This is a genomic window from Roseibium sp. RKSG952, from assembly GCF_009711355.1.
Map to the genome: position 1 here is coordinate 13,757 of NZ_SMMF01000894.1, position 23,289 is coordinate 37,045.

General features: G+C 59.0%; 20 protein-coding genes. 13 read left to right on the forward strand and 7 right to left on the reverse strand.

The genetic code is table 11. The features are described from left to right. The first annotated feature begins 54 nt into the window (after positions 1 to 54). The 10 genes from rplQ (at position 55) to E1297_RS15390 (ending at position 12,475) form a co-directional block, all read left to right on the forward strand. Positions 55 to 483 carry a 50S ribosomal protein L17 gene (gene rplQ, locus E1297_RS15345; RefSeq protein ID WP_155139678.1) on the forward strand — a complete coding sequence of 143 codons (429 nt, stop codon included), beginning with the start codon at positions 55 to 57 and terminating at the stop codon, positions 481 to 483. A gap of 165 nt (positions 484 to 648) precedes the next feature. After that, positions 649 to 2,826 carry a methyl-accepting chemotaxis protein gene (locus E1297_RS15350; protein ID WP_155139680.1) on the forward strand — a complete coding sequence of 726 codons (2,178 nt, stop codon included), beginning with the start codon at positions 649 to 651 and terminating at the stop codon, positions 2,824 to 2,826. A gap of 130 nt (positions 2,827 to 2,956) precedes the next feature. Continuing rightward, the gene (locus E1297_RS15355; protein WP_155139682.1) at positions 2,957 to 4,411 is read left to right on the forward strand and encodes a DegQ family serine endoprotease; all 1,455 of its coding nucleotides are present in this window, start codon (positions 2,957 to 2,959) and stop codon (positions 4,409 to 4,411) included. 10 nt (positions 4,412 to 4,421) lie between these two features. Then, positions 4,422 to 5,732: a replication-associated recombination protein A gene (locus E1297_RS15360; RefSeq protein ID WP_368669574.1), complete on the forward strand. Its 1,311-nt coding sequence runs from the start codon at positions 4,422 to 4,424 to the stop codon at positions 5,730 to 5,732. Between the two features lie 269 nt (positions 5,733 to 6,001). Next, a complete protein-coding gene (locus E1297_RS15365) occupies positions 6,002 to 8,422 on the forward strand; it encodes a patatin-like protein (protein WP_155139684.1) in 2,421 nt (806 codons plus the stop codon). Between the two features lie 86 nt (positions 8,423 to 8,508). After that, positions 8,509 to 9,285, forward strand: coding sequence for a sterol desaturase family protein (locus E1297_RS15370; protein WP_155139686.1), 777 nt, complete (start codon positions 8,509 to 8,511; stop codon positions 9,283 to 9,285). Positions 9,286 to 9,288: 3 nt separating this feature from the next. Then, positions 9,289 to 10,074 (forward strand): sterol desaturase family protein, encoded by a 786-nt coding sequence (locus E1297_RS15375; RefSeq protein WP_209015803.1) that lies wholly within the window; start codon positions 9,289 to 9,291, stop codon positions 10,072 to 10,074. Between the two features lie 45 nt (positions 10,075 to 10,119). Then, the gene (locus tag E1297_RS15380) at positions 10,120 to 10,908 is read left to right on the forward strand and encodes a sterol desaturase family protein (RefSeq protein ID WP_155139688.1); all 789 of its coding nucleotides are present in this window, start codon (positions 10,120 to 10,122) and stop codon (positions 10,906 to 10,908) included. 9 nt (positions 10,909 to 10,917) lie between these two features. Continuing rightward, positions 10,918 to 11,301, forward strand: a complete 384-nt coding sequence (gene crcB, locus E1297_RS15385; protein WP_368669575.1) for a fluoride efflux transporter CrcB — start codon at positions 10,918 to 10,920, stop codon at positions 11,299 to 11,301. A gap of 157 nt (positions 11,302 to 11,458) precedes the next feature. Then, on the forward strand, positions 11,459 to 12,475 hold the full coding sequence (locus E1297_RS15390; RefSeq protein ID WP_155139690.1) for an RluA family pseudouridine synthase: 1,017 nt from the start codon (positions 11,459 to 11,461) through the stop codon (positions 12,473 to 12,475). A 179-nt stretch (positions 12,476 to 12,654) separates the two neighbouring features. Here the strand turns inward: E1297_RS15390 and E1297_RS49180 are convergent, their stop codons facing one another. Next, on the reverse strand, positions 12,655 to 12,825 hold the full coding sequence (locus tag E1297_RS49180; protein ID WP_196223326.1) for a hypothetical protein: 171 nt from the start codon (positions 12,823 to 12,825) through the stop codon (positions 12,655 to 12,657). Positions 12,826 to 12,827: 2 nt separating this feature from the next. Next, a complete protein-coding gene (locus E1297_RS15395; RefSeq protein WP_155139692.1) occupies positions 12,828 to 13,343 on the reverse strand; it encodes a GNAT family N-acetyltransferase in 516 nt (171 codons plus the stop codon). Between the two features lie 182 nt (positions 13,344 to 13,525). On the opposite strand from E1297_RS15395, the gene E1297_RS15400 reads away from it, so the two are divergent. Next, positions 13,526 to 14,206, forward strand: a complete 681-nt coding sequence (locus E1297_RS15400; RefSeq protein WP_155139694.1) for an HAD-IA family hydrolase — start codon at positions 13,526 to 13,528, stop codon at positions 14,204 to 14,206. After that, entirely contained in the window at positions 14,206 to 14,979 is a 774-nt protein-coding gene (locus E1297_RS15405) for an ATP12 family chaperone protein (protein WP_155139696.1), read from the forward strand. Before E1297_RS15400 ends, E1297_RS15405 begins: the two co-directional genes overlap by 1 nt. A 773-nt stretch (positions 14,980 to 15,752) precedes the next feature. Here the strand turns inward: E1297_RS15405 and mgtE are convergent. The 5 genes from mgtE to E1297_RS15430 all read right to left on the reverse strand — a co-directional run bounded on the left by mgtE (position 15,753) and on the right by E1297_RS15430 (position 21,285). Beyond that, a complete protein-coding gene (mgtE, locus tag E1297_RS15410) occupies positions 15,753 to 17,168 on the reverse strand; it encodes a magnesium transporter (RefSeq protein ID WP_155139698.1) in 1,416 nt (471 codons plus the stop codon). Between the two features lie 65 nt (positions 17,169 to 17,233). Further along, positions 17,234 to 17,965, reverse strand: a complete 732-nt coding sequence (locus tag E1297_RS15415; RefSeq protein WP_155139700.1) for a proteasome-type protease — start codon at positions 17,963 to 17,965, stop codon at positions 17,234 to 17,236. Between the two features lie 89 nt (positions 17,966 to 18,054). Beyond that, entirely contained in the window at positions 18,055 to 18,870 is an 816-nt protein-coding gene (locus E1297_RS15420; protein ID WP_155139702.1) for a transglutaminase family protein, read from the reverse strand. A gap of 31 nt (positions 18,871 to 18,901) precedes the next feature. After that, complete coding sequence (locus tag E1297_RS15425) at positions 18,902 to 19,852, reverse strand: alpha-E domain-containing protein (RefSeq protein ID WP_155139704.1); 951 nt, start codon at positions 19,850 to 19,852, stop codon at positions 18,902 to 18,904. Between the two features lie 8 nt (positions 19,853 to 19,860). Beyond that, the gene (locus E1297_RS15430) at positions 19,861 to 21,285 is read right to left on the reverse strand and encodes a circularly permuted type 2 ATP-grasp protein (RefSeq protein WP_155139706.1); all 1,425 of its coding nucleotides are present in this window, start codon (positions 21,283 to 21,285) and stop codon (positions 19,861 to 19,863) included. Between the two features lie 206 nt (positions 21,286 to 21,491). On the opposite strand from E1297_RS15430, the gene E1297_RS15435 reads away from it, so the two are divergent. Further along, positions 21,492 to 23,024, forward strand: a complete 1,533-nt coding sequence (locus E1297_RS15435; protein ID WP_155139708.1) for an acyl-CoA carboxylase subunit beta — start codon at positions 21,492 to 21,494, stop codon at positions 23,022 to 23,024. The last annotated feature ends 265 nt before the right edge of the window (positions 23,025 to 23,289 follow it).

Genomic DNA, 23,289 nt, shown 5'->3' on the forward strand with positions numbered 1-23,289 from the left:
CCGGGCAAGTTTCAGGGAAACTGGAAGACTGCCTGACAGGAAAAGGAGAGGGCCATGCGCCACGGTAAAGCCGGCCGCAAGCTCAACCGGACCTCTAGCCACCGCAAGGCTATGTTCGCAAACATGGCAGCGTCGCTGATCAAGCACGAGCAGATCGTGACAACGCTGCCGAAGGCCAAGGAAATGAAGCCGATCATCGACAAGCTCATCACTTTGGGCAAGCGCGGTGATCTGCACGCACGCCGTCAGGCGATTTCGCAGATCCGCGATGTTGCCATGGTCAAGAAGCTGTTCGACACGCTCGGCGAGCGCTACAAGGAACGCAATGGCGGTTACTCCCGCGTTCTCAAGGCCGGTTTCCGCTATGGTGACAATGCACCGCTCGCAGTAATCGAGCTGGTGGATCGTGATCCGGAAGCACGCGGTGCTGAAGACCGTGCCCGTGCGGAAGCAGCTGAAGCTGTTGCAGAGAACGCTGCGTAAGCAACGTTTCAAGGCAAGGAACAACGAAAAGGCGGCCTGTTGGCCGCCTTTTCTTTTGGGGCGAAATTATTGGCATTTATTGCCCCTCCTAGTTTGACAATTATGCAATTATTAACAGTGCGACCGGCATGGTGCTCTACAACTAGTTGAACTAGGGGGGAGTAAATGAAGTCGGGTCAATCGGCTGGCAGAAAAAAGGGTCTGTTCAAGCTTTCAATTGTCGTTCCGGCCCTGATGGTCGGGGTGACACTGGCATCCTGTGTTGCTGTTGGGATCGGCGGCTACCTGAATGCCCGTGAGGGGTTGGTGCAGTCGGTGGAGAGCAAGCTTGAACTGATTGCCAAGGCGCGCAAGGAGCTGGTGCGCCAGGGCCTCAACAGCATTTCGTCAGACTTGTCGAACATGGCAACAGGCGCGGGCGCCGCGCTTGCCTTGAGCGACATGGAAAGCGCGCTTTCAAATCTGGACAATGACCGCCCTGCTTTGGAAGCCTATTTTCAGCCGGAAGGGTCGACGCGTGAAACCCGCGCCGAGCTGGACGGCAAGGACAACAAGACCATGTACGCCTGGCGCCACAGGGACCTCCATGGCAGTTTTCATTCTGCCTGGATGAACGGCGGCTACGGCGACATTTACATCCTCAACAAGGATGGCCTGGTGATCTATTCCGTCACCAAGTCGGATGACTTCCTTGAGACCGTATCCGGTGATCTGCTGGCGGGCACCGGACTTGCCGGGATATTTGAGGAGGCCATGACGGCTGGGCAAGGCATGCAGGTGTTCTCGGTGTTTGACCGCTATGGTCCGGCAGGCGATACGCCTTCGATGTTTCTTGCGCAACCGGTCTATGTATCGACCATCACCGGAGACAAGTTGGGCGGCGCGATCGTCATGCGGATCGGCGCGGACTATCTCGACAAGATCATGGCCAATCGTGATGGTCTTGGCGATACCGGGCAGGTCTATATGGTCAATAGCGCCGGGGCGGTCCTGACCAATCAGCCGCTTTCGGATGTTCCAACGGCACTTGAAAAAAACCTCTCGAATGCGGTGTTGACCGAGGCGTCGGAAGGTCTGCAGGCGTCCGGCACCGTAACGGGGCCCGATGGACAGGAGTATCTGACCGTTGTGGAGCCGATGTTTTTCGGCGCGGCCCAGTGGTTGATTGTGGTCGAACGGTCTGCTGAAGAAGCTTTGGCAAGTGTCGTCGAAATGCGCAATTCCATGCTTGTGTCGACCCTGATCGTGGTTGCCATTTCTGCGATCATTGCGCTGCTGTTTTCGCGGTCGATCACGCGTCCGCTGGGGTCGCTTGCGGCGGCCCTCAAGGATATTGCCCGTGGCAATACGGAAGCGGAAATTGTTGCGGCGAACCGGGGCGACGAGATCGGTGACATCGGCCGGGCAGTGGTGCAGATCCGGCAAAACGCCCAGGACGAGCAGGAGCGCCGCGCCGCGCGGGACGCAGACGCTGCGAAACAGCAGGAAGACGAACGCCGTCAGATGCTGAGCGGGCTTGCCACCGAATTTGAAACGACCGTTGGCAAGCTGGTGGACAATGTTGCCAAGTCCGCAACGCATCTGCGGCAGTCTGCCGACGAAATGCGGCAGGTCACGCAGACGTCGGGGGAAACGTCCGAGCGCGCGGCAACCGATGCCCAGGAAGCCATGACGGAAGTGCAGTCGATTGCCTCGGCGTCCGATCAATTGTCGAGCTCGATCCAGCAGATTTCCGAACTGATCGAACGCTCGACATCGGTTGCGGAAACGGCCAACTCAAAGGCGCAGTCGACGAACGGCACCGTGCGCTCGCTTGCGGAGGCCGCAAACCGGATCGGGGAAGTGATCACCCTGATCAGTGATATTGCGGATCAGACCAACCTTCTGGCGCTCAACGCGACGATCGAGGCCGCACGTGCCGGGGAGGCTGGCAGGGGCTTTGCGGTCGTGGCGTCGGAGGTCAAGGACCTTGCCTCGCAAACGGCCAAGGCCACCGGCGAGATCCAGCATCAGGTCGATGCGATCCGGGGGGCGACCGACGACGCGGTTTCGGCAATCGGCGACATTCAGCAGACAATCGGGGATATTACGGCATCGGTGACAGAGGTCGCAGCCGCCGTGACCGAACAAAGCTATGCCACGAAGGGCATTGCGGAAAACACCCAGCGGGCGGCGAGCGGCACGTCACGTGTTTCCACCGATATCGCCATGGTGTCATCCATGTCCGAACAGGCCGGGCACGCGGCGACGAACTTCGTGGACCGGGTGTCGGAACTGGCGGAGGAAGCCTCCCATCTCGACAGCGAGGTGGGTGAATTCCTCAACCAGGTTCGCTCGGCATAAGACCTCGCCTGGGGACAGATCTGGCCGCCGGTTGACCGGCGGCCTTTTCATTTCGCGCGCCTCTCTTTATCCCTAACACTCCGGTAGCAATCACCGGGACAAGAATTCGGGATAACTCGAGGAGATCACGATGCGCGACTTCAGACCGGTCTGGCTGGCCCAGTTTGCCATTCTGGCGACTTTTGGCGTGGCAGTACTGCTCGGACTGGCGACAGCAGCCCATTCGGCGGCAGAAACCGAGCGCCGGCAGATTCCGGCGAGCGAACAGGAAATCAAGCTGTCCTTCGCCCCGGTTGTCCGGCAGGTGGCTCCCGCCGTCGTCAACGTCTATGCCAGCCGCAAGGTGGTGCAGCAGCAACGCCGGTCTCCGTTTTTCGATGACCCGTTTTTCCGCCGCTTTTTCGGAGACCCCGGGCGGGGTCTGAGCCGCCCGCAGGAACGCGTGCAATCCTCGCTCGGATCGGGTGTGATCGTGTCGCAAGACGGGACCGTGATCACCAATCATCACGTGATCAAGGATGCGGATGAAGTGCGGGTTGCGCTGAACGACCGCCGGGAATTCGATGCCGACATCGTGCTGATGGATGAGCGCACGGATCTGGCTGTTCTCAAGATCAAGGATGACGGTCCGTTCGACTACGTGCCCTTTGCCGATTCGGACAGTCTGGAAGTTGGCGACATCGTGCTTGCAATCGGCAACCCGTTTGGCGTGGGGCAGACCGTGACGCAGGGCATTGTGTCCGCACTTGCCCGCACTCAGGTCGGTGTGACTGACTATCAGTTCTTCATTCAGACGGACGCTGCGATCAATCCCGGGAATTCCGGCGGTGCGCTGGTCGATATGACCGGCCAGCTGGTGGGGATCAACACGGCGATTTTCTCCCGCTCCGGCGGGTCGAACGGGATTGGTTTTGCGATCCCCGCCCATATGGCCCGGTTTGTCGCGTCCGCGGCCGGGCAGGGTGGAAAGGTCCAGCGGCCCTGGCTCGGGGCAACGGTTCAGCTGGTCGGCGCCGAGATTGCCGACGCCTTGTCGCTTGAACGCCCGCGCGGGGTGATCGTGACCAATATTTTTGAAGGCTCTCCGGCAGAGGAGGCAGGCTTGCGGGTGAGCGATCTGGTGATTGCCGTGGATGGCAAGGAAGTGCTGGACCCGGATTCTTTCGGCTACCGGTTTGCGACCAGGCCGGTCGGCGAAACCTCGCGTTTCACGATCATGCGCGGAAACCGCGAGGAGATTGTCGAGGTCGCCCTGTCGCCCGCACCGGAAACAGTGCCGCGCGATGCCCGGAAACTCAAGGAATACTCGCCCTTTGAAGGCGCGACGGTCATGAACCTGTCACCGGCCGTGGCGGAGGAGTTGCGGCTTGAAACCGAATTCGAAGGTGTCGTCATCGCGGAGGTTTCTGCGGGAAGCACGGCGCAGCGGGTCGGACTGCGTCCGGGCGACATTGTGCGCGCCATCAATGACCAGACGGTCGAGACATCGCGGATGCTGGAGACCATCACCAAGACACCGCCACGTATCTGGCGGCTCGATATCGAGCGCGGCGGCGAGGTCCGCCGGATCACCTTGCGCAGCTGACAGGTGACATGTGAGCGATCTTTTTGAAGCCTCGGGGCTCGGCAACACCACGCCGCGTCCTTTGGCAGACCGGTTGCGGCCGAAAAAACTCGAAGACGTTGTCGGGCAGGATCATCTTCTGGGTCCGGAAGGCGTGCTGACCCGGATGCTCAGGACACGGTCTCTGGGCTCGCTGATCTTCTGGGGGCCTCCGGGGACGGGCAAGACCACGATTGCGCGCCTGTTGGCCGACGAGACGGATCTGGCCTTCGAGCAAATCTCGGCGATTTTCAGTGGCGTTGCGGAACTGAAAAAAGTCTTCGAGACTGCCCGGGCCAGGCGGATGGGCGGCCGGGCAACGCTGTTGTTCGTCGACGAGATCCATCGCTTCAACCGGGCCCAGCAGGACAGTTTCCTGCCCGTCATGGAAGACGGCACCATTACGCTTGTCGGAGCGACAACGGAAAATCCCTCCTTTGAGCTGAACGCGGCCCTGTTGTCGCGCTCCCATGTGATGACCTTTCATGCGCTCAATCAGCAAGCGCTCAAGCGTCTTCTGGAGCGGGCAGAGGCGGAAGAGGGAAAATCCCTGCCTCTGGATGAAGAGGCGCGTGCCGTTCTCATGCGCATGGCCGATGGCGACGGACGGTCTGCCTTGACCCTGGCGGAAGACGTCTGGCGGGCGGTGTCCGAGGATGAAGTGTTTGATGCGGAGCGGCTTCAGGAAATTGTCCAAAGGCGCGCCCCGATCTACGACAAGAGTGCGGATGGGCACTACAATCTGATCTCGGCATTGCACAAGTCGGTGCGCGGGTCCGATCCCGATGCCGCGCTTTACTGGTTCTGCCGCATGCTGGATGGCGGCGAGGACCCGCTATATCTTGCCCGCCGCTTGATCCGAATGGCGGTGGAAGACATCGGTCTGGCCGACCCGAACGCCCTTGTTCAGGCCAATGCGTCGCGTGATGCGTTTCAGATGCTCGGCTCGCCGGAAGGCGAACTGGCCTTGGCCCAAACGGTGGTCTATCTGGCAACCGCCCCCAAATCCAACGGCGTCTATGTGGCCTATAAATCCGCGATGCGCAGTGCCAAGACCAGCGGATCCCTGTTGCCGCCAAAGCATATACTCAATGCGCCGACCAAGCTGATGAAGCAGGAGGGCTACGGCGCAGGCTACGAGTACGACCATGATGCCCCGGGCGCCTTTTCCGGGCAGGACTATTTCCCCGAGGACCTCGGGCGCCAGCAGTATTATGACCCGCCGGAGCGTGGTTTTGAACGCGATTTGCGAAAGCGTCTCGACTACTGGGCAAAGCTCCGCAAGGAGCGCCAGCGCGGATAGGGGCGTTAGATGATGGCGGGGCCCTGAGCAGGTTTGACCCGTGCCCATCAACTGCTGCCCCGTCAAATAGAGCAATCGAAATATAAGTTGTGTTCTGTATAGTTAAGGCAGATTGATGTGCCTTGGGAAAGCGGCCCGGGCAGGGGAGTGTCCGCCGGTTGGTCATGAGCCGGCTGGCAACAGCCTTCCGGTCAGCTGACCCCGCTTCGCCGTCGCGCTGCGGGACAGGCAAAACGCTTTTGATTTCGAGTTTGGATTGCGGGGCCCGTATGAAACAGATCGAATTGCGTCTGGCTCTTGTCTTCTATGGCGGTGTGTCCCTGGCAGTCTACATGCATGGTGTCAGCCGGGAGATCTTTCATCTGATCCGTGCGTCGTCGGATCGTGCGTCTCATCACGGCAACGGACCTTTGGGCGCTGGCCGTTTGCGGCCTTTGTCCCGGGTCGAGCAGGTGTACCGGGATTATCTCGACCAGCTTGCCGGAAAGGTTGATATTCAGGTTGTGGCCGATGCGATTGCCGGCGCATCTGCGGGCGGTGTGAGCGGCATCATGCTTGCCCGCGCCATTGCCCACGATCTCCCGCTGGACGGCCATGGTGATCTGTGGCTGAACAATGCCGATGTCACGCGGATCTGCAAGCCGCGTAGCGGGGTCGTCCGGTTGCTGAAGTCCGGGGCCGGACCCGTCCTGAACCGTTTGCTGGAAGGACAGCTGAAACGCCAGATCACCAATCACGAAACGCGCGAGAAACTGAAATTCTTCATGCAATCACGGTGGTTTTCGCCACCATTTTCAGCCGAAGCCTATCTGGGTTGGTTGATGGATGCATGTGAGGGCATGGATGCACATTACGAAACCGGGCACACGCTGATACCCAGGGGCCAGCGTCTCGATCTTTTCGTGACCGTGACCGATTTCTTCGGGCGGAGCCGCCGGATCAAGATCGACGATCCATCCTTTATCGAGGAACGCGATCACCGCCGGATTTTGAGGTTCAAGGCCCGTCACCGGGCGAGTGGCGTACTCCAGAGTGAACTGGGACCGAATTTTGCCCCGGAGCATGTGTTTGCAGCACGGGCGACGTCTTCGTTTCCCGGTGCTTTCAAGCCGGTAACGGTGTCCGAAATGGACCTGTTTCTCAAAAAGCGCGGAACGAGCTGGCCACGCCGGGATGCGTTTATCCGGGACAGCCTCGGCCTTGATCCGCAAGCCATCGAAAAACACGCCTTTGTTGATGGCAGCGTTGTCATGAACAAGCCGTTTGCACCGGTCGTGGATGTCATTCGCAAGCGGCCTGCGTCACGTGAGGTGGCCAGACGGCTTGTGTATGTCGATCCGCTTCCGGCCGGCCGGAACCGCCCGATGGACGAGGGCAAGCAGCCGACCTTCTTCCGGGTGATTCTGGCATCTCTGGCCAACATTCCCCGCAATGAGCCGATCGGCGACGAGCTGAAGGACATCGAGGCCCGCAACCGCCGGAGCCGGTGGCTGTCTCACACGATCGCCGCCGCAGATCCGGTTGTGAGTGACGCGGTCAGAAAAATCCTCCCCAAACGCGGCCGGATCAAGCCGGGAGATCTCGGCCTGTATCGCCTGAAGGCCAATGAGGAAGCGCACCGGCAGGCAGGCTATGCCTATTTGAACTACGAATCCCTCAAAACCCATTCCTTGAGCGAACGGCTGGCGGATCTGCTGGCCAGATTGGCGCGGTATGAGGGGCAAAAGATTGACGAAGACTGGCTGCTGTCGGATGTCAGCGACCGGCTGGCCGTATCCTCCCAGAACGGAAAGATGACGCCGGACGCGCCGGTCGTGGCCGCCCTGCGTTGGCTGGACGTGGACTATCGGATCAGGCGGCTGCGCTTTGCAATCAGGCACCTCAACCGCCACTACAGGATGGTATCGGAAGGCGAGGTTGAATATGTTGACACGGACGCGCTCGATGTCTTGAAGGCGCTGCTCTACGAACAGATCGATCATTTGAGCTGGCGGCTGGAAGCCGATTTTTACGGGAAGGACACCCGTCAGGCTTGCGCAAGGTTTGCAGCGGCTGTTTCGGCGGCTGCCCGGCAAGGCAAGGCGGCCACCGGACAGGACCGGGCATTTGATGACTTGCTGGCCCATATCTCGCAGTTGATGGGGTTGCAGGATCTCGACCGTCTTCATGACGATCTGATCGGGATCAGGGCGGAGGAACTCCTGCCTGACGTCCTGCACAAGGATATCGTTCGCTCCTATGTGGGGTTTGCCTTTTATGACCTGGTAACCTTTCCGCTGCTTCAGACCAACGATTTTGCCGAAATCAACGAGACCTTGGTGGACCGGATCAGTTGTGAGGACGGGGGAGTGTTTTTTCCGGACGGCGTCGAGCTGAAGGGGAAAGAACTCAACATGTTCGGCGCGTTCTTCAATCACAGCTGGCGCGAACACGATTACCTGTGGGGCCGGCTGAACTCCGCGGACCGGTTGATCAGCATCGTTCAGTCGGCGGCCGGGAATGCCGCGTTGAGTGAGCCTGAGCTGTTCAGGGTCAGGCAAAAACTGATGATGGCCATACTGGAGGATGAGGCTGCGCATCTTGAGCACAGTGATGCTCTCATCGCGGATCTGCGTGCGCGTGTTGGCGCAACTGCCGCACCTCGCGAAAAAGTTGCCGAAACGCAGCGGAGCGCTTTTCAGCTGCCGTGATCTATGCTTGAAGGAAGCACTCTGCCGGAGACGGGTGCTGTGACCATCTTTGGCGGGAATTTACTGGATTGCGGGTATTGTTGTTGATGGCGGATGTTTTTCAAGTTTTTGCCGATGCCGGTTTGGCAGGGTTTTTTGGTCTTGTTGCGCTCCTTTATGCGGGCAGTCTGATCCTGCTTTTTTCCACCGGCACCGTGATGGAGCTGATGAACCGGAGGCATCCGGAACGCCGGATCCAGAAGCGGGACCCGTCTCATCGGCCGCTTGATGATATCAAGTCATCCATGGGCCAGCTCTCGATCACAAGTGTCTGCCTCGGCATCGGTCTGTTCTGCCAGGCAAAGGGCTGGACGCTGTTTGCGCCGGTTGCCTTGAGCTGGTGGTCGGTGCCGCTGTTCTTTGTCGTGTCGCTGCTGCTGCATGATACCTGGTTCTATTGGGGGCACCGGATCCTGCATACCAAGGTGTTCTACCGGTTTCACAAGCCGCACCACATGAACATCACGCCGACGGTCTGGTCCAACGATGCCGGGTCGAGCGTCGATACATTGTTCGCACACAGCTATTACGCGCTTGTCCTGTTCGTCCTGCCGGTGCCGCCGCTGGTGTTTTTGGGCCACCGGGTCTTCGATCAGATCTCGGCGGCCATCGGCCATTGCGGCTACGAGCATTTCGCCAGTGCGTCGGCCCGCAAACCCTGGCCCTTGCTGTGTACCCTCTATCACGACCAGCATCACCAGTATTTCGTCTATAATTACGCGAACTACTTTTCCTTTTGGGACCGGTGGTGCGGTACGATTCACCCGACCTATGACGACAAGGTCGCCGGTTTCGAAGACCTGTACGCCCAGCAAAGAGATTGAGCCTTGGTTTCCCTTCTTACTGACTACCTTCTGGTGTTCGCGGTCACATACGGTTCCATGCTGGCGGTTTATTTCGCGACCGGACTGACCATGTCGGCGATCAACAACCGGCATCCGGAGCGCCGTATCCAGAAGCACCGGGACGGGATGAAACGTGTCCGCCAGGAAATTCGTTCGTCCCTGAGTGCGCTCGCGACGTCCTCCGCGCTTTTGTCCGCAGGTTTTTTCGCCCAGACGCAAGGGTGGGTGCTGTTTGAGCCGCTGGCGCTCAGCTGGTGGTCGTTTCCCTTGATGTTTGCGGTTTGCCTGATCCTGTTCGATGCCTGGTTCTACTGGGGACACCGGATCCTGCATTGGCCGTCGCTCTATAAATGGCACGTGCCGCACCACCGCTCGATCGCCCCCACCGCCTGGAGCAATGACAGTTCGACCACGATCGATACGCTGATCGAACACGGGTTTTATCTCGTGGTCTGGTTCGTGTTGCCTGTTCCGGCCCTGTCCGTTTTCGCCCTCCGGCTGTTTGATCAGATTTCCGGCATGGTCGGTCATTCGGGCTTCGAGTATTTCGCTTCAAAATCCTCGCGCTGGCCCTCGCCGATGATTTGCACCACGTTCCATGATCTGCATCATTCCCAGTTCCACTATAACTATGGGAATTTCTTCTCGTTCTGGGACCGGGTATGCGGAACGGTGCATCCCAAATATGATGCGCTTGTCCGAGAGATGGAAACGACGGGCGAGGTTCCGGACACGGAAGACACGAAGGTTGCGAAGAACACGGCATAAGCCCCTGTGTTTTCGGCAATTCATAATTTATCGAAGGTTTTCGGAATGCTTGATCAGGCGCTTGCCAATTTGCTGGAATTTTTGCCGATTTACGCGGCTGTCTACGGGATCAACGTGTTCCTGTACTTCGCGACCGGGTGGGTCTTGATCAAGATCCAGAACCGCCATCCCGAACGCCGGATCCAGCAGCACCGGCGCGGCGAAAAGCGCATGGCCAAGGAAATCCGTGCAAGCGTTCTGTCCCTGACGGTGACCGGCGGGTGTCTCGCCGGGGGGATCTTCCTGTCGCTGAAAGGCTGGACACTGGTCCCGCCGCTTGAGCTGACCTGGTGGTCTGCGATCCTGATGTTCCTTGTGTCGATCATCGCCTTTGACACATGGTTTTACTGGATGCACCGGTTCATGCACACCAGGCTGATGTACCGGTTTCATGCGGAGCATCACCGCTCGGTCGCGCCGACCGTATGGAGCACCTATTCCGACGATCTTGTCGATGCGTTCGTCATGCAGAGCTACTATCTCTTTGCCGTCATCATTCTGCCGATCCCGGTGATTGTCCTGATTGCCCACCGGCTGTGGGATCATTTCAATGGCACGATCGGGCATTCCGGCTTCGAGTTCTACGCCTCTCCCTGGTCGCGCATGCCCTCACCAATGGTCTGCGTCACCTTCCATGACCAGCATCATTCCCGGTTCCGGTACAATTTTGCCAATTTCTTCTCGTTCTGGGACCGGGTCTGCGGCACCATCGACCCGAAATACGATCAGCAGGTCAAGGAATTCGAGAAACTCGACCAAAAGGACCAGACAAAACCGGCCGTTCCGGGTGAATAGGGGCGGGGCGTGAAGCATCTTGTTCTGGTCATGCTTGGCGGAGGAATTGGCGCGGGCCTTCGCCATCTGGTGTCGCTGTGGACCTTGCGGGCCTTCGGTCCGGGCTTCCCGGTTGGCACCTTGACGGTAAATGTCGCCGGATCGCTGATCATGGGGCTTTTCATCGGCTGGCTGGTGCGGCACGAAGTGGCGCATATGCAGGGCGTCCGGTACTTTGTCGCCACCGGCCTGCTGGGCGGTTTCACCACCTTCTCCGCCTTCTCTCTGGACACCTCCGTTTTGTGGGAAAGGGGGGACACCGGATTGGCGCTGACCTATGTCGTTTCGTCCGTCCTTGCGTCGATTGCCGCGGTGTTCGTGGGCTTGCACATCATGCGGCACTTGGCGGCCTGACAGGTTTTCTCTGCTTCGATGCTCTGAACCCTTTCAAAACCGCGCGTTTCCTTTTATGAGCGGGGCAACGGTTTGATGCGGTGTTGTCCCAGCTGGTGCTGGCCCCGCCCGAAGGAAAGCGCCTGCCGGCAGCGGTTGAGGCGAGGCAGAGATATAAATGTCCGGAATTGAACAAAAACAGGTGACCGCCGACGAAGCGGGCATGCGGCTTGATCGTTGGTTCAAGGCTCACTATCCGGGGCTTGGCTTCGGCAAGCTCCAGAAACTCCTGCGCACGGGGCAGGTCCGCGTTGACGGCAAGCGCGCGGAAAGCAACACCCGGATTGCGACCGGCCAGACCATCCGGATCCCGCCGCTTGGCGTGGAACTTCCAGCCGATGACAAGAAGAATGCCCGGCCGAAATCCTCCAAGCTGATTGCCGACGACAAGGCGGCGATCGACGACATGATGCTGTTCGAGGACAGCCAGGTGATGGTGCTCAACAAACCGGCAGGGCTTGCGGTTCAGGGCGGTTCCGGCCTCAAACGGCATCTCGACGGCATGCTCGACGCCTTCGTCAACAAGAAGGGCGAAAAACCGCGTCTTGTGCACCGGCTGGACCGGGAAACTTCGGGGATCATTCTGGTCGCCAAGACCCGAAAGGCGGCGCAGGAACTGACCAAGGCCTTCCGCCACCGCAACACGCGCAAGATCTATTGGGCGATGCTTGCCGGGGTGCCGAAGCCGAAGCAGGGCCGGATCTCCACCTATCTCGCCCGCAGCGAGGCGGAAGAGCGCATGCGGGTGGCGCGCCACGGTGAAGACGACGCCCAGCACGCAGTGTCGCTCTATTCGGTGTTCGAGCAGTCTGCGCAGAAGCTGTCCTGGGTGACCATGAAGCCGGTGACGGGCCGGACCCACCAGCTGCGCGCCCATGCGGCCCATATCGGCAATCCGATCATCGGTGACGACAAGTATTTCAACATCGAAAACTGGGAACTGCCGGGCGGCATCCAGAACCGCCTGCATCTTCTGGCGCGCCGGATCGTGATCCCGCATCCGTCCGGCAACGGCACCATCGACGTGTCCGCGCCCTTGCCGCCGCATATGCAACAGACCTGGAACCTGCTGGGCTTCAATGCAAGCGATTATGATCCGGAAGCCGATGACCCGGACGAGCAGTTCATCCGGTAACGAAGCCCCGTTGTTTGCCTGATCCCATCCCGTAAAATCCGCAGGGTTCTATATGGGATTGGAGTGCTTGTGATACCGGCGGCTTCTGTGGCCCTCCGATCCCGGACAAAACCTTTCGGGTTTTCAGGAATGACGATTGAGGGACGGAATAAAAGGGCGCACCCCGATCGCGGGTCACTCTAAAGGCCCTGAAACAGGGCCGTCAGGATGATTGCGGCAAAGGTGACTGCGACCGCGCCGATTACGAGTTTCCAGGCGTCGGCCCGCTTTTTCAGGCCGGGCCAGCCCAGGGGCTTGATGACCTGGATGGCGGCGAGGCCGAGAAGAATGATGAGAATGATTTTCGACAAGGTCAGGCCTGTTCCGGCTTGTTGAGGCGCAGGATGCAAAAATGAGCGTCGCGGGAGCAGCCATCGATGCGAACCCCGTTCGGGAAGATCGCAACGCGTTTAAACCCGTGGCGTTGATAAAGACCGATAGCACGGTGGTTTTCCGTGTCCACGAAAAGTTCCAGTTGTTCAATGATCCCCGCGTCCCGGGCTTCCTGGATGACACCGGTCATCAAGACATCCGCCGCGCCCGTGCCATGAAACGCGCGGGACACGAAGAACGGCCCGATTTCCGCCCGATGCCGGGTGCGCTCCAGAGACTGTGGCCGGTAGCTGCAACAACCGGCGAGGCGGCCATTCGTGAACACGCCGCGGCTGGTGTTGTTGGCGAGGATTTTCCGGCAATGTTCTTCAGAGCGGGCTTCGGTTTCCGCAGGCGTGACGAGAAAGCCCATCGGAAAATCGCGTACCCCTTCCAGAAACAGGGCGTGCCAGGCGCGCCAATCGTCCGGGCCCAAGGGTCTGTAATCAAATTGCATGTTGTGGCGTGTGTCCTGTCGGCTGGTCTTGGGTCAAGCATGAATAGGGGGCAGAGCAGGGGATTTCAATTCAACAGGGTATCCGCTCTTGGAGGGCTCTTGTCAAAAGGCCTCCCCACTTGACCCGACCCGCAAAACCCGGCACATCCGGGCCTTCCTTCGACCCAGATCCGGAACTCTTCATGTACCTTGTTATTTTCGATTGCGACGGGACGCTTGTCGACAGTCAGGAGACCATCCTGCACGGTCTGGAAGCGGGATTTGCGGCAGCCGGATTGTCGATGCCGGACCGGCGCACGGCCTTGTCGATCGTCGGACTGTCGCTGGAACGGGCGTTTCTGGAACTGGTCGGCCCGCAATATGCGGACAAGGTTCCCCTGATGGCGTCTTCCTATCGCAGCATCAAGACGGCATCGCGCGAAGCCGGCATCGATTTTGACCCGCTTTATCCGGGCACTCGCGAGGCGCTGGAGCAACTGCATGCCCGCAAGGATGTGCTCCTTGGGATCGCAACGGGGAAATCCCGGCGCGGTGTCGATCACATTCTCGGCACGCACGGTTTTGACGGCTGGTTTGCCACCATTCAAACCGCCGATACATCGCCCTCGAAACCGCACCCGGACATGATAGACCGGGCGCTGGCGGAAACGGGTGCCGAGGCGTCGCGCACCGTCATGATCGGGGACACCGGTTTCGACATGGCCATGGCCCGGGCTGCCAATGCCTATGCCCTTGGCGTGACCTGGGGGTATCATGATCACAGCCGCCTTCAAACCGATGGCGCACATCTGGTGATCGACCGGTTCGACGAGCTGCATGGCGCCCTCGAAACACTCTTGAAATTCGACAAGGAACCAGCGTGATGCGGGACTTTCTGGAAACCCTGCAGGAAGATGCGGCAAAGGACCCGGAACAGCGGGCGCGCGAGTTGTCGCGGCGCGAGTTGCCGAAACGCTTCTACAAGGAGGCTCTCCACGCGACCGTGGAGGGCGGGTTTGTCATCAAGCTCGACGGGCGGGTGGTCAAGACACCGGGCAAGAAGCAGCTGCTGGTTCCCGGTGAGGCGCTCGCCAAAGAAATTGCCTGTGAATGGCAGGCACAGGAAAAGGAAATCAATCCGGCTGCCATGCCGCTGACACGGATTTCCAATTCAGCGATTGATGCGGTGGAAGACCGGTTTTCGGAAGTCGCCGATGACATCACGAAATTCGCCGGTACCGATGCGCTGTGTTACCGCGCCGACGGACCTGAAACTCTTGTGGAGCGCCAGAATCAGCAATGGGAGCCGGTTGTGGCATGGGCCGAAGGCCTGCTTGGCGGGCGGTTCGTCCGCGTCGAGGGGTTAATCCACAAGGAGCAGCCCAAGGCCGTTCTTGAGGCCTACAGAGCCCGGCTGCAGGCTTTCAGCGCATTGCAGCTTGCCGCCCTTCACACGATCACCTCCCTGACCGGCTCGGCGCTTCTGGCGCTGGCATTGGCTGAGGGCGTCCGGTCTGCCGATGATGTGTGGTCAGCTGCGTTTGTCGAAGAAGACTGGAATGCCGAGCAGTGGGGCGAAGATACGGAAGCAGCCCACGTGCGCGCCTACAAGCGCAAGGAATTTGATGCGGCCGTGCTGATTTTGCTTGGTCATTGATCGCAAGTCGGCCAGCCGATGCGCACGGGGCTTGGCTGGCCGAAATCACTCATCAGAGCGGAGCGTCCTACGCGGCCGTTTTTGTGCGGCTTCCTTCGCACGCAAAGCTGTTTGCATATCTGTTCCACCGGCTTGTTGCTTCCGCCGCAGCGCTCATGGAAAACAGAAAGAAGGCCGGAATTGGGGCCAGGGCGAACCACTGGCTCAGGTCTTGGGATGCAGTACGATGTGACATTGCGATGGGTCCCGCTTTGAGTGTTTCGTTATTTGCGGCGATCTCTTCAATAAGAACGCGCGCAGAACCATCCCGTGGCCTTTGAATTATTTAGCCTTTATTATTCGAGATGGTGTTCGTGACGTACGCCGTTTCGGTCATTTAACGGCATTAGCTTCCGATTTCATGTTATGTATAGCATTGTAAATTATACTGATAAATCGAAACTTCATTAAACCTTCTTCAGGGGCTCGAAAGGCTTTAAATTTCATGCGTTTGATACAGGGTCTGGCTTGTCGCGGGCGGGGTCAGCTTCGAAGTGCAACAAGGCAACGGCAAGCTTCGGCCCGCCATAAGGAATTGAGTGTGAAGGGTTGGCAAACCGCCTGGCGGCGTGCGGCGCACTTGAGATTCAATCCGTTATGGCAGGCCCGCAAGGAAGACGTTCAACGCAGAATGTGCCCTGAGAGGCTTTCTCTGAGAAAGAGCGTTTCTGTTTGAGCAGCCTCCATCGTGCTGCCCTTCGCTTCTGAATTCACAGAGCGGTTTCGATGGCGGGTTAGCCCAAATAAAATGTCGTTGCCATCAGGAAGAAAATCAAAACACCGAGAACATCATTCGACGTGGTTATAAACACGCCGATTGCCATGGCAGGGTCGACCCCGATCCTGTCCAGTAGCAGGGGCATTGTGGCACCGACCATGGCGGCAAGGGTGCACACACTGAGCAGGGAAACGGATGTCGCAAGTGCCAGGCGTGCAGGGTTTTCGATCGGGACGACGAGCGACGCCAGCATGACGAGGAGGGCCAGAATGGTGCCTGCGGCCGCCCCGTTGATCACGGCAGCCAGAAACTCCTTCAAGAGCCGGAACAAAATATCCCCGGACCAGAGCGCGCCGGTGGCAAGGCCCTGAACGGCAACAGCCGAGGCCTGGAGGCCGGCGTTTCCGGCAAGCGACATGGTGACGGGTATGAAGGCGGCCAGTATGGCGGCCTCCGCGAGCTGGTCCTCGTAGGACCCGACAACGGTCGCCGCGATGCTGGACCCGACAAGACCGGCCAGAAGCCAGGGCAGACGTCCCTTGACGATACGGCCAACGGTATCGTCGGGTTTCGCTTCGGAAGACAGACCGCTCATGAGCAGCATGTCCTCCGTGGCTTCTTCCGAGGCGATCCAGGTCAGTTGTTTCGGGGTTACTCGGCCAACCAGCTTGCCATCCGAATCAATCACCGGAACGGTCCGCATGTCGCGTTTTCTGGCGATGCGCAGGACTTGTTCCTGGTCCATGTCCGCAGAGACTGCGATTACATCCTTGTTCATGATGTTTGACAGTTGTGCGTTTGCGGGCGCAAGAAGCAGTTTGCCGACTTCGACCGTACCGGTCAGTCTGCCGTCGCAATCGACCACATAGACGGTAAAAATCTTTCTGATCCGGGCTGCTTCCGACCGAATCTGGGTGATGGCGTTGCTTACGAGGCAGGTTTCCGGCAGTGCCACGAATTTACGCGCCATGATCCGCCCGGCACTGTCGTCGGCAAAGCCCTGCCGGGCGGTGATTTCCTCAAAATCGGGCAAACGCGCTGCGATTTCGGCTGCCACATCGTCCGGAAAGTCGTTGAGAACCTCGGTCGCGTCTTCCGGATCGAGCCGGGCGAGGATATCGCGCAGTTGCTCCAGCGTGGCCTCTTCCATCAGGATGGCACGATATTCCGGTTTCAGGGCGGCAATCACCTTCACCGACGGATTGGAGGGCAGCCATTGGAACAGCTTGCGGGCGTGCTTGAGACGCAACCTCGTCAACAATTGCATGACGTCGACCGGGTCCCAGCGTTTGAGAAGATCCACCAGGTCTGCCTTTTGCCCGGTCTTGATCATCTCCCGCACAAGCGACAGTGTTTCGTCATTCTCGGTAAGATAATTTTGGGAAGGCTCCCGATGCCAGACGAGATTTGGTGCTTCTGCGGTTTTTACCATGCGCGCGGACCCTTGTTGCCTGATGGGCTTTTAGAGGGGCGTCATGACAAAAAAGCGAAGCCGGATCAAACCTCAAGTTCGTCGAGATCCGCAAAAGCTTCCCGCAGCTTGTTCGACCAGCCTTCGGACAGTTTCCGGAAATAGGGATCGTTCTGTTCGATCCTGAATTGGCGGTCGGCTGTAAAGCTGTCCTTGTTGTAGAGAAACAGGTCGACCGGCATGCCGACCGACAGGTTGGAGCGCAGTGTGGAATCGAACGACAGCAGAACCATTTTTGCGGCTTCACCAAGCCGCATGTCACGGCGGGTCACCCGGTCAAGGATCGGTTTGCCGTATTTGTGTTCGCCGATCTGCAGGAACGGGGTGTCGTCGCAGACTTCGATAAAGTTGCCGGCTGCGTAGATCTGAAACAGGCGCGGCTCTTCTCCCTTGATCTGGCCGCCCAGAATGAAGGTGACAAAAAAGTTGTCGGCACTGGCTGCAAGAGCTTCGCCGTCGATGTCCTTGACTTTCCGGACGGCGCTTCCGACCAGACGCGCAACCTGAAACATGGTGTCGGCGGTCATGATATTCGGCTGGCCTTCGGACGACGTCTTGATGTGTTCGCTCAGAAGCGAGACAACCGCCTGGGTCACCGCAAGATTGCCGGCTGACAGCAAGGTCATCACCCGCTCGCCGGGTTTCTCCCAGACGTGAAGCTTCTTGAACGTCGCAATGTTATCAAGGCCGGCATTCGTCCGGGTGTCTGCGGCGAAGACAAGGCCGCGGTCGAGCTTCAGTGCAACACAATAGGTCATGGCAATATCTCAAAACGGCCCCAAACGGGCGCAAATGAACTTCGCACCCTTAATATAGGTATCCGTTCTCTGTTTTGGGCCTTTGACAACTATTGTTGTTGTTGGCTGGCCGCTTGTACGACATCCACTTCGACCTGCATGTTTTCGTCCAGCCCACCAAAACGGATTCCTCTGATGGGAGCAGCGGAACGCGAATCCAGTCCCGTGGTCAAGCGGATGTAGCGATCCGTCGGGCATATTCCATTGGATATGTCGAATGCCACCCAGCCGAGATCGTTGATGAAAACCTCGGCCCAGGCATGATGCGCCTCCGACGCCTGTTCGTCATCCAGAAGCAGATAGCCGGATACATATCTGGCAGGCACCCCGATCGAGCGTGCAGCGGAAATGAAGATATGCGCATGGTCCTGACAGACACCTTCACCCGCAGCCAGTGCTGAGGCTGCGGTCGCATGGGTCTCTGTGACCCCGACCCGATAGGCGACCTTGTCCCGGATGGCATGCATCAGTTCATGAAAGGCGGTAACCTGATCGGGCTTGTCGGCCAGGGTCGCGAGCCGTCGGATCGCCTGGTTGGGTTTGGTGGCCGGAGTAATCCTTGTGTAGATCCGGCGCGGTGGTGCGCTGGGGTCGCGGGCAATAACGCCGCTGGTGTCCCTGACCTCCACGGTTCCGTGGGCGGTGATTTCCACCCCTTCTGCCACGTCCTGCGTCGAGACCATGTGCACCAGATTGCCGAACGCATCCCGGTAGGTGGTGGCCCGGTGAATGCCCGGGGCTTCGATGGACCAGTCCACGACCCTTTGATGGGCGAGCTCCGGCGGGGTCAAGCGCAGCTGTTGCATCGCGTTGGCCAGCGGGGTTTCGTATCTGTAGCGGGTGGTGTGGCGGACTGTCAGGCGCATCAATCGGTATCAGCTCGTCAATCGTTTCAGGTCAGGTGAAATTGTAGTCCTTGGCAAGTTGGGCTGCGAAGCTGTTGTTCCGCCCGATGAAATCGGTCAGGAATTCATGCAGCCCGTCCTGGTAGATATCCCGCAGTTGGGCTTCGCCCAGCTCCCGGTAGATATCCGTGGCCATGTCGATACTGGGAGAACGCGAACCGTAGAATTGGGCCAGATCCTCTGCTGTTTCGTCGATCCAGTCGTAACAATGGGTCAGAGACCGGGGCATTTCCTTTCTCAAAATCAGGAATTCCGCGATGTTGAAGGCTTTCAGCTTCGCATTCGGATAGGCGAAGCGGTAGCTTCGCAATCCGGACAGGGAGCGCAGCATTCCCGACCATTGATGACGTTCCATTGATCCGTCGCCGATCACGTCGTTGTCCGGCAAAAGAACCCAATATTGTGTGTCGAGGATCCGGGCCGTATTGTCTGCCCGCTCGACAAAATTGCCCAGCTGGCTGAAGTAGTAGCCGTCATCGCGCAGGATGGTGTTGAGCAGGGCGCCGCGAAACAGATGCGCGCGCTGGCTGATCCAGGCGAGAAAATCCGGCAATTTGTCCTGTGTGATCGATTGCGGGTTGACGTCTGAAAACTCGATAAACGTCGTATTGATCGCGTCCCACAGTTCGGTGGTGATGCCGGTTCGGACCGACCGGGCGTTGTTGCGCGCCATTTCCAGACAGGTGCGGACCGATGAAGGGTTTTCACGGTCGAAGATCATGTAGGCGGTCACGCCGCGTGCTGAAACCTCTCCGGCCTTCTGGGTATATCCGTATTCGCAGCCGGAACTTGCCAGCGCCAGCCGCCAGTCGCTCGCGCTGTCCTGCGCGCTGTGCGGGACCATGGCCGTCCGGTAGGCGACTTCCAGAAGTTTTGCGATGTTCTGGGCGCGTTCATGATAGCGCGACATCCAGAAAAGCGAGGAGGCTGTTCTTCCAAGCATTGTTCTTATCAGTCCTCCAGGACCCAGGTGTCTTTCGTGCCGCCGCCCTGGCTGGAATTGACCACCAGCGAGCCTTTCTTCAATGCCACGCGGGTCAGCCCTCCGGGCGTGATCCGGACCTGGTCTCCGATCAGGACAAACGGACGGAGGTCGACATGGCGCGGGGCAACGCCGGAGGCGACATAGGTCGGGCAGGCGGACAAGGCGAGCGTCGGCTGGGCGATGTAGTTGCCGGGATTGGTTTGCAGGATCTTGCGGAACTCCGCGATTTGCCGCTTCGAAGCCGTCGGTCCGATCAGCATGCCGTAACCTCCGGACCCGTGCACTTCCTTGACAACTATGTCTTCCAGATTGTCGAGCACATAGGCAAGATCATCGGCGCGCGAGCAATTCCAGGTCGGCACATTGTTCAGGATCGGCTTCTGCCCGGTGTAGAACTCGATGATATCGGGCACATAGGCGTAGATTGCCTTGTCATCCGCGATACCGGTTCCCGGCGCATTGCAGATCGTGACATTGCCCGCGCGATAGGCATCGAACAGTCCGGGCACGCCGAGCATCGAATCGGCATTGAAGGTGAGGGGATCGAGGAAGGCGTCGTCGATCCGGCGGTAGATGACGTCCACCTGTTTCGGATCGCGGGTGGTGCGCATGAACACCTTGCCGGCATCGACAAACAGGTCCCGGCCTTCGACCAGTTCGACCCCCATCGAATCGGCGAGGAAAGCGTGTTCGAAATAGGCGGAGTTATAGATGCCGGGCGTCAGGACGCAAACCGTCTGGTCGGATTTCGCCGGATCCGGCGCGACGCTTTCCAGCGTTTGACGCAGCATTTCCGGGTAGCGCTCCACCGGCGCCACCCGGTGCGTCTGGAAAAGCTCCGGGAACATCCGCATCATCGTCTCGCGGTTCTCCATCATGTAGGAGACGCCGGAGGGGGTGCGCGTGTTGTCTTCCAGAACATAGAATTCGTCTTCCGACACCCGCACAAGATCCGTTCCGATGATGTGCGAATAGACTTTTCGCGGTGGCGTGTAGCCGACCATTTCCGGCAGGAACGCCTCGTTCTGGATGATCAGGTCTGCCGGAATGCGCCCTGCGCGAATGATCTCCTGACGGTGATAGATATCATGCAGGAAGGCATTGAGCGCACGCACACGCTGGTCTATCCCGGCGCAAAGACGCCGCCACTCGGACGCCGAGATGATCCGCGGAATCGGATCGAAGGGAATCAGCCGCTCGGTTGCTTCCTGCGCGCCGTAAACTGCAAAGGTGATCCCGAGGCGCCGGAAAATGGTCTCCGCCTCGCGGCTTTTCCGGGACAGGAAATTGGGCGGTTTGTCGTCCAGCCAGCGCGCCAGCTTTTCATAGGCGGGCCTCGGATTGCCTGACACATCCAGCATTTCATTAAAGACCGGCGATGTTGCTTCCATGTCCTCCCCTTGCCCCGTCATTGTGCCTTGAAAGACAGCATGGCAAATCGGGAATTGCAACTAAAGCGTTTTCTCGAGGCGCTCGTGCCCAAGGAGTAGGCAAATCGGTCCGTTGGTCCGTGGCGGTCTTCGCCCTTGTGCTGACTTTGATCCGGCAAAAGCGCATGCTACCACCCTTGCAACGAATGATGTTGCGGAGGCACCCCATGAAGGAAATCCTGGCCGAACTGGAAAAGCGTCGGGAAACGGCACGGTTAGGCGGCGGCGAGCGGCGCATTGAAGCCCAGCACAAGCGCGGCAAGCTCACGGCGCGCGAGCGCATCGACGTGCTTCTGGATGAAGGGTCGTTCGAAGAGTTCGATGCCTTCAAGAAGCACCGCTGTACCGATTTCGGCATGGACGAGCATCATATCCCCGGTGACGGGGTCGTGACCGGCTGGGGCACTGTCAACGGCCGCACGATTTATGTGTTCTCGAAGGATTTTACCGTTTTGGGCGGATCGCTGTCGGAAGCGCATGCTGAAAAAATGATCAAGATCCAGGATATGGCCCTGCGCAACCGGGCGCCGATCATCGGCCTGTTCGATGCAGGCGGCGCGCGAATCCAGGAAGGTGTTGCAGCACTTGGCGGTTACGGCGAGGTGTTCACCCGAAATGTCATGGCTTCGGGCGTTATTCCGCAGATCTCCCTGATCATGGGGCCATGTGCCGGGGGCGACGTCTATTCTCCCGCCATGACCGATTTCATCTTCATGGTGCGCGACACGTCCTACATGTTCGTGACCGGTCCGGACGTGGTGAAGACGGTGACCAACGAGACGGTGACGGCGGAAGAGCTTGGTGGCGCATCGGTTCACACCACGAAGTCTTCCATTGCGGATGGCGCATTCGACAATGACGTCGAGGCCTTGCAGGAAATGCGCCGCCTGATCGATTTCCTGCCGATGAACAATCTCGATGATCTTCCGGAAATCGAAACCCAGGACGATCCGAGCCGGACAGACGACAGTCTGGACACTCTTATCCCGGATCATCCGAACAAGCCCTACGACATGAAGGAGCTGATCCTCAAGACGGTCGACGAGGCGGATTTCTACGAGATCCAGCCAAGCTTTGCCAAAAACATCATCACCGGGTTTGCCCGGATCGAGGGGCGTCCGGTCGGGATTGTCGCCAACCAGCCGATGGTGCTGGCAGGCGTCCTTGATTCGGATGCCAGCCGGAAGGCGGCCCGCTTTGTGCGGTTCTGCGATTGCTTCAATATTCCGCTGGTCACCTTCGTCGATGTGCCGGGCTTCTTGCCGGGAACCGCACAGGAATATGGCGGCCTGATCAAGCACGGCGCCAAGCTGTTGTTTGCCTTTACCGAGGCCAGCGTTCCGAAGGTGACCGTTATCACCCGCAAGGCCTATGGCGGGGCCTATGACGTGATGAGTTCCAAGCATATCCGCGGTGATATCAGCTATGCCTGGCCGACCGCGGAAATCGCGGTGATGGGGGCAAAGGGCGCAACGGAAATCCTGTACCGTTCGGAACTGGGCGACCCGGAAAAGATCGCACAGCGCACGAAGGACTATGAAGACCGGTTTGCAAACCCGTTTGTCGCTGCGGAGCGCGGCTATATCGACGAAGTGATCATGCCGCACTCGACCCGCAAGCGTGTCTCTAGGGCGCTGGCGCTCCTGCGCAACAAGAGCGAGGAAATGCCCTGGAAGAAGCACAACAACATTCCGCTTTAAGGGGGTGAAACACCGGCGGCCGGCTGGAGCAATCCTTGTGCAGATTGGGGCATTTTATATGCCCCTCGGCCGTTTTTTCGGACAAGCGTTCGCGCGATCCGGGCTCGGAGCTTCCGGATCGCACTGATCTCCTTGGGTCTCCGATCCCGGATCAAACCCTCCGGAGGCCTCTGCATATTTCTGGTCTGTGCAGCTGAACGCGGCAATTCTGTCCGGTATCAACTGTTTGGGATGCGATAAAGTGTTCACGGAACGCCTTTCAAGG